The organism is Peptacetobacter hiranonis, from assembly GCF_008151785.1.
Lineage (GTDB): Bacteria > Bacillota > Clostridia > Peptostreptococcales > Peptostreptococcaceae > Peptacetobacter > Peptacetobacter hiranonis.
The window spans coordinates 2,138,591-2,150,348 of the sequence record NZ_CP036523.1 but is presented as its reverse complement, the minus strand read 5'-3'; the positions used below and the strand labels follow the sequence as shown (position 1 = coordinate 2,150,348).

9 protein-coding genes are annotated in these 11,758 nt (G+C 31.1%); all 9 read left to right on the top strand.

Features of this window, described 5'->3' with window-relative positions; all coding sequences use genetic code 11:
- Positions 1-235: 235 nt before the first annotated feature.
- The 9 genes from nifV to KGNDJEFE_RS09955 all read left to right on the top strand — a co-directional run bounded on the left by nifV (position 236) and on the right by KGNDJEFE_RS09955 (position 11,664).
- Positions 236-1,393 (top strand): homocitrate synthase, encoded by a 1,158-nt coding sequence (gene nifV, locus KGNDJEFE_RS09995; protein ID WP_006440738.1) that lies wholly within the window; start codon positions 236-238, stop codon positions 1,391-1,393.
- A 48-nt stretch (positions 1,394-1,441) separates the two neighbouring features.
- The gene (locus KGNDJEFE_RS09990) at positions 1,442-3,367 is read left to right on the top strand and encodes an aconitate hydratase (RefSeq protein WP_006440739.1); all 1,926 of its coding nucleotides are present in this window, start codon (positions 1,442-1,444) and stop codon (positions 3,365-3,367) included.
- 28 nt (positions 3,368-3,395) lie between these two features.
- The gene (locus KGNDJEFE_RS09985) at positions 3,396-4,388 is read left to right on the top strand and encodes an isocitrate/isopropylmalate dehydrogenase family protein (RefSeq protein ID WP_006440740.1); all 993 of its coding nucleotides are present in this window, start codon (positions 3,396-3,398) and stop codon (positions 4,386-4,388) included.
- A 270-nt stretch (positions 4,389-4,658) separates the two neighbouring features.
- The gene (locus KGNDJEFE_RS09980) at positions 4,659-5,720 is read left to right on the top strand and encodes an extracellular solute-binding protein (RefSeq protein WP_006440741.1); all 1,062 of its coding nucleotides are present in this window, start codon (positions 4,659-4,661) and stop codon (positions 5,718-5,720) included.
- Between the two features lie 174 nt (positions 5,721-5,894).
- Entirely contained in the window at positions 5,895-6,950 is a 1,056-nt protein-coding gene (locus KGNDJEFE_RS09975) for an ABC transporter ATP-binding protein (RefSeq protein ID WP_040410627.1), read from the top strand.
- A 5-nt stretch (positions 6,951-6,955) separates the two neighbouring features.
- Complete coding sequence (locus tag KGNDJEFE_RS09970; protein WP_040410628.1) at positions 6,956-8,632, top strand: ABC transporter permease; 1,677 nt, start codon at positions 6,956-6,958, stop codon at positions 8,630-8,632.
- 119 nt (positions 8,633-8,751) lie between these two features.
- Positions 8,752-9,273, top strand: a complete 522-nt coding sequence (locus KGNDJEFE_RS09965; protein WP_040410629.1) for a nitroreductase family protein — start codon at positions 8,752-8,754, stop codon at positions 9,271-9,273.
- 262 nt (positions 9,274-9,535) lie between these two features.
- On the top strand, positions 9,536-10,399 hold the full coding sequence (locus KGNDJEFE_RS09960; RefSeq protein ID WP_006440745.1) for a hypothetical protein: 864 nt from the start codon (positions 9,536-9,538) through the stop codon (positions 10,397-10,399).
- A gap of 26 nt (positions 10,400-10,425) precedes the next feature.
- Complete coding sequence (locus tag KGNDJEFE_RS09955; protein WP_040410630.1) at positions 10,426-11,664, top strand: glycosyltransferase family 4 protein; 1,239 nt, start codon at positions 10,426-10,428, stop codon at positions 11,662-11,664.
- Positions 11,665-11,758: the final 94 nt, after the last annotated feature.

The following is an 11,758-nucleotide window of genomic DNA, read 5'->3' as shown; positions in this document are numbered from 1 at the left end:
TTTTAGAAAAAAATGCAAGAATTTATAAATAAATTTCAAAAAGGTATTGATTTATTTTTGTTAAAGGACTATTATATACCCAAGAGATAAATGCAAGATTTGAAAATTAAATTGCATAATTCAAAAAAGTTATAAATTAGTGTTAAATCTAAAAAATAAATTAAAGCACTAAAAAGGGAATTTATTAGGGAAAATAAAAAAGGAATTTAGTTTAAAATTTTAGGAGGTATTAAAAATGTGTGTAGTTGATAAATTAAAAAATAGAGAGATAAAGATAGTAGATACAACACTTAGAGACGGAGAACAGACAGCAGGAGTTGTTTTTGCAAACAATGAAAAGATAACAATAGCACAGATGCTTAGTGATTTAGGAGTTGACCAGCTTGAAGTAGGAATACCTGCAATGGGTGGCGATGAAAAAGATGCAATTAAAAAAATTTGCGAGAGAAATTTAAAATCAAGCATAATGGCTTGGAACAGAGCAGTTATTGGCGATATAGAACAGTCTATTGATTGTGGTGTTGATGCTGTGGCAATCTCTATTTCAGTATCAGACATACACATTCAGAATAAACTAAGAACTTCAAGAGAATGGGTTATAGAAAATATGGTAAAATCTGTTGAATACGCTAAGAAAAACGGACTTTATGTATCTATAAACGGTGAAGATGCTTCTAGAGCAGATGACGATTTCTTAATACAGTTTATAGAAGCTGGTAAACGGGCTGGGGCAGATAGATTTAGATTCTGCGATACAGTTGGAGTTATGGACCCATTCACAATAAGAAATAAAATAGAAAAAATTCATAAAGCAACTAATTTTGATATAGAAATGCACACTCACAATGATTTTGGTATGGCTACAGCAAATGCAATAGCAGGTGCTATAGGTGGAGCAAATCATATAGGAGTTACAGTAAATGGACTTGGAGAAAGAGCTGGAAATGCTGCATTAGAAGAAGTACTAATGGCATTAAAACATGTTTTTAGATACGACATGGACATAGATACTAAAAAATTCAAAGAGTTATCAGAATATGTATCAAGTGCATCAGGAAGAGAATTACCAGCTTGGAAGGCAATAGTTGGAAGTAATATGTTCAAACATGAATCTGGAATACATGCAGATGGAGCTTTAAAAGATCCTAAAAACTATGAAGCTTTTGAACCAGAAGAAGTTGGTCTACAGAGACAGATAGTTATAGGAAAACATTCAGGAAAAGCAGCTATAATAAATAAATTCCATGAATACGATATAGAATTATCTCCAGAAATGGCTTCAAAAGTATTAGAAGAAATAAGATCAGTATCAGTTAGAATGAAGAGATCTTTATTCGACAAGGAAATAGTAGGAATATACTACGATTTATTAGCTGACGAAGAAAATGCTTAAGTAGAAAATAAATTCAATAATTAGAAAATAGATTAAGAGGGTGAAAAAATGGGAGAAAATCTCGTATATAAAATATTAAAAAAACATTTAGTAGATGGAGAACTTAAAGCAGGAAATACTATAAGTATTAAAATAGATAACACACTTACACAGGATTCAACTGGAACAATGGCGTATCTTCAGCTTGAAGCAATGGGAATAAAAAAAGTTAAGACAGAAAAAAGTGTAGCATTTATAGACCATAATATGCTTCAGCAGGGATTTGAAAATGCAGACGACCATAGATATATACAGACTGCGGCAGATAAATACGGGATATATTTCTCAAGACCTGGAAATGGAATATGCCATCAGGTATATCTTGAAAGATTTTCTAAACCAGGAAATACTTTACTAGGCTCAGATAGCCATACTCCAACAGCAGGTGGTGTTGGTATGATAGCTATAGGTGCAGGTGGGCTAGATGTAGCTCTTGCAATGGCAGGAAAAGCATATAGTATAAAAGCACCAGAAGTAGTAAAGGTAAACTTAATAGGAAAATTAAATAATATGGTAGCTTCAAAAGATATCATATTAGAAGTATTAAGACGTGAAACTGTAAAAGGTGGAGTTGGAAAAGTATATGAATACGGTGGAGAAGGACTAAAATATCTTTCTGTACCACAGAGAGCGACAATAACAAATATGGGTGCAGAGCTTGGTGCTACAACATCTATATTCCCAAGTGACAAAAAAACTTTAGAATTCTTTAAAGCACAGGGAAGAGAAGATGAATGGATGGAATTAAAACCAGATGCTGATGCTGTATACGATAGAGTAATAGATATCAATTTAGATGAATTAGTTCCAATGGCAGCAAAACCTCACAGCCCAGACAATGTAGATACAATAAAAAATATAGGAAAGATAAAAATAAATCAGGTAGCTATAGGAAGTTGTACAAACTCTTCTTATGAAGACTTAATGAAAGTAGCTCAGATACTAAAAGGAAAGAAAGTTCATAAGGATGTAAGTTTAGTAATTGCGCCTGGATCAAGACAGGTTATGGAAATGATATCAAGAAATGGAGCTTTAGCAGATATTATATCTTCTGGAGCGAGAATACTTGAAAATTCATGTGGACCATGTATAGGTATGGGACAGTCTCCAGGAACAGATGCAGTATCTTTAAGAACATTCAATAGAAACTTCTACGGAAGAAGCGGAACACTATCAGCTAAAGTATATTTAGTTAGCCCTGAAACAGCAGCTGTAAGTGCAATAACAGGTGTACTTACAGATCCTATGGAAATGCCAGTTGATTTTGAAAATCTATCAGTAGACAGATTTATAACTGACGACAGTATGATAATCAAACCAGCAGAAGATGGAGATAAGGTAGAAGTGGAAAGAGGTCCAAATATAAAACCATTCCCACTAAATACAGAACTTGCAGATTCTGTATCAGGAAAGGCAGTTCTAAAAGTAGGAGATAATATAACTACAGACCATATAATGCCATCAAATGCAAAATTATTACCATACAGAAGTAATATTCCATATCTTTCTGGATTCTGCTTCAGCACAATAGATGAAGATTTTCCAAAGAGAGCTGAGGAAAATGGCGGTGGATTTATAGTAGGTGGAGATAACTACGGACAGGGATCTAGTAGAGAACACGCAGCACTTGCACCGCTTTATCTAGGAATAAAAGGCGTAATAGTTAAGAGTTTTGCAAGAATACACAAAGCAAATCTTATAAATAGCGGAATAATACCTATGGTATTTGAAAATCCAGACGATTACGGCAGAATAGACCAGATGGATGAACTTGTAATAGATGACGCTATAAATAAAGTAGAATGTGGAAAAATAACAGTTAAGGATGTTACAAAAGGATTTGAATTTGATGTAATAGTTGAATTATCAGATTCAGATGTAGAAGTAATAAAAGCTGGTGGAAAATTAAATTACACAAAAAAGACAGCTAACTAAAATATATTATGATTGGGAAGTGAAGCTAATGTATAAAATAACACTTATACCTGGGGACGGAATAGGACCTGAGGTAACTGCAGCTATGAAAAAAGTAGTAGCAAAAGCAGGAGTAGAAATAGATTGGGAAGAAGTAAAAGCTGGTATGGAGGTAATAGATGAATACAATACTCCTCTACCAGACTATGTAATAGATAGCATAAAGAAAAATAAAATTGCTATAAAAGGGCCTATAACAACTCCTGTTGGTAAAGGGTTCAGAAGTGTAAATGTTGCACTTAGAAAAACACTAGACCTTTATGCAAATGTAAGACCTGTAAAAAGTTTTAAAGGAATAAAAAATAGATACGAAGATGTGGATTTAGTTATAGTAAGAGAAAATACAGAAGGTTGCTACACAGGAATAGAACACAAAATAGGTGACTATGGTGCAGAAACAATAAAAATAATAACAAGACCAGCATGCGAAAGAATAGTAGACTTTGCTGTAGATTATGCTAAGAAAAATGACAGAAAAAAAATAACTGGCGTTCATAAAGCAAATATAATGAAATTAACTGATGGATTATTCTTAGATGTATATAGAGAAAAAGTAGAGGGACTAGATATTGAAGCAGATGATCTGATAGTAGATGCAGCTGCGATGAATTTAGTTTTAAATCCAGAAAAATACGACGTAATGGTTATGCCAAACCTTTATGGAGATATACTTTCAGACTTATGTTCAGGACTTGTTGGAGGACTTGGATTAATACCTAGTGCAAATATAGGTAAAGACTATGCTGTATTTGAGGCTGTACATGGAAGTGCACCTCAGATAGCAGGTCAGAATATAGCGAATCCAACAGCAATAATACAGTCTGCAGTTATGATGCTTAGATACATAGGAGAAAATGATGCAGCAGATAGAATCACAAATGCTTTAGAAAAAGTATTTGAAGACGGAACAGTTTTAACTGTTGATTTAGGCGGAGATGCAAGTACTGACAAATTTGCCGATGAAATTTGCAAATATCTTTAATAAACTAAATTCCCTATATTAAAGGAGCTGTTACAATTATTGTAGCAGCTTCTTTTTTGTTACTTTAAAAGTTTTGTTTATAAATAATGCATGAATAAAGAATCTATAATTATAGATAAAAACTATATAATTATAGATAAAAACTATTCGAAACTTGTAAATGAAAGATGATACAATAAAATCGGATATTTTATATATAATACATTTAATAAGTTTAAATGTAATAGAATATTCATACGGGGGGAAAATTTTAAGAAAAGAGGGACATTTATGAAGTTCAAGAAGTATTTAAGCTTAGCATTAGCAGCAGTACTATCAGTATCACTAATAGGATGTACACCAAAAGAAGAAGAGGCTTCTAAAGGCGGAGAACTAGAAGAAAGTCTAGTAATATACTCTACACATCCAGAAGATTTATTAGAATCAGTAGCAGCTGGATTTGAAGAAGAAACAGGTGTAAACGTAGAATTCATAAACTTAAAGGGTGAATTAGCAGAAAAAGTTGAAGCAGAAAAAGAAGATCCACAGGCTGATATAATGTACGGAGGTTCTTCAGCAACTTACCTAGAATTATCAGCAAAAGATTTATTCGAAAAATCAGAACTATCATGGGCAAAAGACCTTGATCCAATGTTCAAAGATGAAAATGGATTATGGTACGGAACTATACAGACTCCAGTAATGATGTTCTACAACTCAGAAGTAATAAGCAAAGAAGATGCTCCAAAAGATTGGAAAGATTTAACAGATGAAAGATTTGCAGATCAGTTAGTATTCAGAAATGCTGAATCTTCATCAGCTAAAGCAACTTACTCAAGCTTATTATATCAGTACGATAAAGAAGGAAAAATAGAAGAAGGTTGGGATTACCTAAAAGCTTTAGATAAAAATACTAAAAAATACTTTGGAAATGAATCATTATTATTCCAGGCTATAGGAAGAAAAGAAGCTGGTGTAAGTTACTCAGTTCTTAGCTCAATAGTAGAAAACAAAGAAAATGGTCTACCATTAGAAATAGTTGACGCTGAAAGTGGTTCAGTAGTTATAACTGATGGTGTTGCACAGATCAAAAATTGTAAAAACCCTAATGCAGCAAAAGCATTTATGGAATATGTAGGTAGTGCAGAAACTCAGGCTAAAATAGCTAACGAATTTAACAGAGTTCCTACTTTAAAAGCAGCTTTAGAAAACTCTCCAAAATGGATGAGCGAAACTACTTACAAAGCAATGGATGTAGATTGGTCAGTTCTTGCTAAAAATCAGAGTGACTGGATGCAGAAATGGGATTCTGAAATAAAAAATACAGCAAAAGACGTTAAAGAAGATAAATAATATAAATTAGCTTTAATATCTAAAATTTATTAATTAAACATAAAATACCAAGTTGGGAAATTGGTGATATATTATACAAAAAAATAGCAGAGTCTATTTATCAGGGAAAAGATTAGAATTTAAAAGAGAGGTATTTTATGCCTCTCTTTTATTTTGGATGAAAGGAGAAAAAGTTTGGAAGGTCTTACTATAAAAAATTTAAAGAAAGTATTTGATGGAAAAGCAGCTATAGACGATGTGTCTTTTGAGATACAGAAGGGGGAATTCTTCACATTTTTAGGGCCATCAGGATGTGGAAAAACTACATTACTTAGAAGTATTGCTGGATTTAATAAACCAGATGAGGGAGCTATATATATAGGTGATAAGGATATAACCAATATATCAGCAGAAAAAAGAGAAGTTGGATTAGTTTTCCAGAACTATGCATTATTCCCGCATATGAACGTATTTGACAATATAGCTTATGGATTAAAGGTAAAGAAACTACCAAAAGATGAGATAAATAAAAAGGTTACAGATGTATTAAAATTAATACGTCTTGATGGATATGAAAAGAGAAAAATTACAGAGTTATCAGGTGGAGAACAGCAGAGGGTTGCACTTGCTAGAGCTCTTGTAATAGAGCCAGAAGTATTGCTTCTTGATGAACCTCTTTGTAACCTAGATGCAAAACTTAGAGATGAAATGAGGTTTGAAATAAAAGAACTACAGAGAAAACTAAAAATAACTACAATATTCGTAACTCATGATCAGAGTGAAGCTCTTACAATGTCTCAGAGAATTGCTGTATTTAGAAGTGGAAAATGTGTACAGATAGGTACTCCTCAAGAAATATATGCAAATCCTAAAAATAGATTTGTTGCAGATTTTATAGGTGTTACAAATTTATTTGAAATAAAGAATATAAATTCTAACTCTGAATACGATGAAATAGAGATAGAAGGAAATATAAAATTAAATATAAATAAATCAGATGTGGCAAAATACATATCTATAAGACCAGAACATATAGTGATATACGAAGAAAATAATGGAAATGAAAACACAATAGAAGGTGAAATAAAAGAAGTACACTTCAATGGAAATATAAGTGATTATGTAATAGACATAGGAGGATGTACTATAAAGGCGAGCAGAATAAATTCATTTACAGGAGCTATTTTTGAAAAGGGAAGTAAAGTATTTTTAGAAATTCCTAGAAATGCTATAAAAATACTTCGGGAGTAGTGGATATGAATCAGATTAAAGATAAAAAATTAAGTATATTTAAAGGAATTGTTCTGTTTGCAGTTTTATGGATTTTACTTGGGTATATTTTATTCCCAGCTATAAGAACTATAATGCTGAGTGTTATGGGTGAAGGTGGATTCACTCTAGACTATTATAAAGAATTTTTTGCAGTTGAAGCTAATAGAGTAGCTGTAAAAAATACACTTATTATTGGATTTGCATCAGTTTTTGTATGTGGAGTTATAGGTACATTCTTAGCGTTTATGGTTACTTATTTTAAATTTCCATTCAAGAGTATAGTTAGCAAATTACTTTTAACTCCAATAATGGTACCTGGGGTAATAATAGTACTTGCTTTTATACAGCTTTATGGAGAAAGTGGAATAATAACGGAATCACTAGAAATAATTTTCAAATTAGCTGATGAACCATATGCGTTTACAGGATTCTGGGGAATATTATTTGTGCATGCATATACACAGTATGTTTATTTCTTCATGAATGTATCTGTAGCAATAAAACAGATGGATTATTCATCAATTGAAGCAGCAAAAAACTTAGGTGCAGGAAAATGGGAAATATTTAAAACAATAATAATACCGTTTATAAAACCAGCACTTATTGCATCTGCATTAGTTACATTTATATCTTCAATAGGATCGTTCTCAGCTCCAAGTCTTATTGGAGATAGCTACAAGGTAATAACTACTCAGATGTTATTTGCAAAATCAAATAACCATATGGACATAGCATCTGTACAAGTTGTAATACTTACGTTTATGGCTATAGTATTCCTTTTAGTTTCTAGATATTACGAAAAGAAAAGTGCAATAGAAGGAATAATAAAAGGAAGTCCTATGCAAGAAGTAGAAATAGAAAATAAATTTTTAAAAGCTATTTTTATATTTATAAGTGCAGTTACTATTATATTTATAATGCTACCTGTAATAACAATATTTATACTATCATTTGTTACACCGGGAAGTTGGTTAGTAGATATATTCCCTAAAGATTTTTCTATGGAAAACTATATAGATATATTTACAAAGAAAAGAGCTATGAAGCCATTTATAAACAGTATAAATATGTCTATGATAGCAGCTTTAATGGGGGCATTTGTATCTATACCATGTTCTTATATAATAGTTAGAACAAAAAATAAGTTAAAAGTAATAATCGAAATTCTTGCAATGTTACCACTTGCAATACCTGCCAGTGCAATAGCAGTAAACTTAATAAATGCATTTAATAAACCTAATATACTTGCCTTTAACCAGCATCTAGTTGGAAGCTATATAATACTTCCATTAGCGTATTTTGTAGGAATTTTACCATTAGTACTTAGAAGTACAAATATATCTATGTATAATCTAAACCCTACATACGAAGAAGCATCAAAAAGTTTGGGTGCAGGATTTTGGTATACAATAAGAAAGATAACTATACCTATAATAAAACCAGGTATAATATCTGGTGCTGTTTTAGGATTTGTAAGATGTGTAGGAGAATATACAAGTTCTGCATATTTATATAATATAAACAATAGACCAGTATCTATAGCAATGGTAAGTGGAGTCTTTGAATACAAGATAGGGCTTGCTATGGCCTATGGTGTATTAGTAATTATAATTACAACAATATTGAGTATAGCTATACAAAAAGTGGGAACTCCAGAGTAAAAAATAATTGTTATTTTTTTAATTAAAGTTATTTTTTATAAATATATATGAAAAAATTTCAATTACAGTATAATGTAATTAAAGGAATTAATTATTTCAAAAATGAAGGGGGTATTTTTATGATAGATTTTGTAAAAACTAGAAGAAGTTGTAGAAAATATTCTGATCTTCCAGTTCCAGAGGATAAGCTTAAAAAAGTTTTAAAGGCTGGGCTTTTAGCTCCATCAGGAAGATCTAAAAAACCTTGGGAATTTGTAGTTACTACAGATTCAAAAAAATTAGAATTATTATCTAATTGTAGAACAAAGGGTGGAGGATTTTTCTTAAAGGATGCTCCGGTAGCAATTGTTATAGCTGCAGATCCAGAATTAACTGATGTTTGGACTGAAGACTGCTCGATAGCGGCATCTTATATGCAGCTAGAAGCTCATAGCTTAGGTCTTGCTACTTGTTGGGTTCAGGTTAGAGAAAGAGCACACGATGAAAATCAGACAGCTGAAGATTATATAAAGAATGTTATGGGAATACCAGAAAACTACAAAGTTCAATGTATACTAGGTCTTGGATATTCAAATGAAGAAAAAGATGCATACAATGATTCAGATGTGGTTTGGGAAAAAGTTCATTTTGAAAAATTTTAATACGAAATATAAAAAAAGAGTCTAATTAGGCTCTTTTTTATTGCAATTTTGGATAAAAATTTTACAAAATATATCTCTATTGTAGTAGAATAGAAAAGTAAAGCTTTATATAGAAAAAAACTAATAAGAAGAAAATTATAATAGAAAAAATAAATACTATCATAAAAAATATAGTGTTATACTGATTTGTATAGAAAATATAATTTAACATATTGATAAAAGAAATAATTTAAATATATAAATCCAAAAAGGAGGATTGTCTATGAGGCTAAAAATAAAAAACTGTAGCCTTTTATGTAATCAAGGAACAGCACCTTACAATGAAGATGCGGCTGGTATAACACCTTTTGGAGTATGGGTACTTGATGGAGCAACAGGACTTAATGGGAAGAATATAGTGTCTGATGAGAGTGATGCTAGATGGTACTCTCAGTGGTGGAATAACTTTTTACATGAAAATATATACAGAAGTGATTCATTAAAAGAAATTATGTTAGATGGAATAAGAAGTATAAAGGAAGAGTATAAGGAGCTTGTAGAGGGGAAAGATGTAAAAAAATTAGATTTACCATCTAGCTCTATAGCGATAGTAAAATTCAGAGATGATATGATAGAGTATTTTCTTTTAGGAGATTGCTCTTTCTTCTATAATGATGGAGAAAGAAAAATTATAAAAGATAGAAGCATATGTCATCTTGATGATAAAGTATACGATGAAATGATGAGAATACCTAATTTAGATAAGCTATCATTCAATGAAATAAAAGCTAGGGTTATGAATACCATAATAGATAATAGAATGAAGAAAAATACTAAAGATGGATATTGGATCTTGGATTTTAGCGAAGAAGCAATTGAAAATTCTATACATGGATATATTCAGGTAGAGGATGAGATGAAAATAATGCTTGCTAGTGATGGATTTACATGTGCATCTGATAGATATGGTATTTTAAAAGAGGATGAATTAATATATATAGCTGAAAAAATGGGAATAGAGTATATTTTTAATCAGGTGAGAGAATTTGAGGAAGACGACTACAAGGCAATAAAAATGCCTAGATTTAAAGTTATGGACGACTCAACAGCTGTATATGTAGAGCTTTATAATAAAAAAGAAAAGTAATTATATAGAGAAAGAAAGGATAAGAAATGAGGATATTACACATAACAACCCAGAAACCTAACAGTACAGGAAGCGGAATATATATGTGTGGCATGATAAAGGGGTTTGAAAAATTAGGATATGAGCAATCTGTTATAGCTGGAATTGATGTTGAAGACAGTATAAAAGAATTAGAAGAGCATTTTGGAGCAACAAAATTCTATCCAGTTATATACAATACAGACAAATTAGACTTTAATGTCGTTGGTATGAGTGATTCAATGCCTTACAAGAGTACTAGATATAGAGATATGAATGCTGAAATGGTAGAAAAATTAAAAAAAGCATTTGAAAAGCAGATAAATAAAGCATTGGAAGAATTTAAGCCTAATATAATAATATGTCATCATTTATATCTACTTACTGCATTTGTAAGAGAAGTTGTAAAAGACAAAGATATAAAAATTGCTGCAGTATGCCATGGAACTTGTTTAAGACAGTTAAAAACTATACCATTAGAAAGAGATTATATAAAAGAAAATATAAGAAATCTAGATATGTTATTTGCACTTCATGAAGAACAGAAGAGAGATATAATGTCTGTATTTAATGTTGGAGAAGACAAGGTAAAGGTAATTGGAAGTGGATTCAACGATAATATTTTCAAAAATAAAAACTATGAAGTTGAAAGAGATTATATTGAATTGGTATTTGCTGGAAAAATATGTAAATCAAAAGGACTTATACCGTTTATAGATTGTTTAGATAGACTAGATTACAAAGATGATTTTATCAAAGTTAGACTTGCAGGTACTGGAAGTGATAAAGAATCTTATGATGAAATCGTAGCAAAGGCAAATAATAGTAGATTCGATATAAAATTCCTTGGAAAATTAAATCAGAATGACCTAAGTGAGGAATTCAACAAAGCGGATATATTTGTTTTACCTTCATTCTATGAGGGTCTACCGGTTGTTGTACTAGAAGCTATGGCATGTGGTACAGATGTTGTAGTTACTGATATACCAGGTGTTAAAGAGTGGATTGGAGAAAAAATAAATACATCAGGTAAGATAAAATATGTAGAACTTCCAAAAATGAAGTCTGTTGGTGTACCAGCAGATGAAGCTATAGAGCCATTTGAAGAAAGATTATCTGAGGCACTAGATCAGATGATAAAAGAAAATCTAGATACTACAAATCATAAAAGATTTATAGACATGTCAGAAAAAACTTGGGATGGGCTTGCTAAAAGAATGGAAGAAATGATAATAAAAACAAAATAGTATAACGTTTACAAATAAAATTTTAAGTTTGACCAAGATGTGTTACAATTAAGTTAAATATAAAACTAAAACTGACTTAAAGCAGATTGGAGTG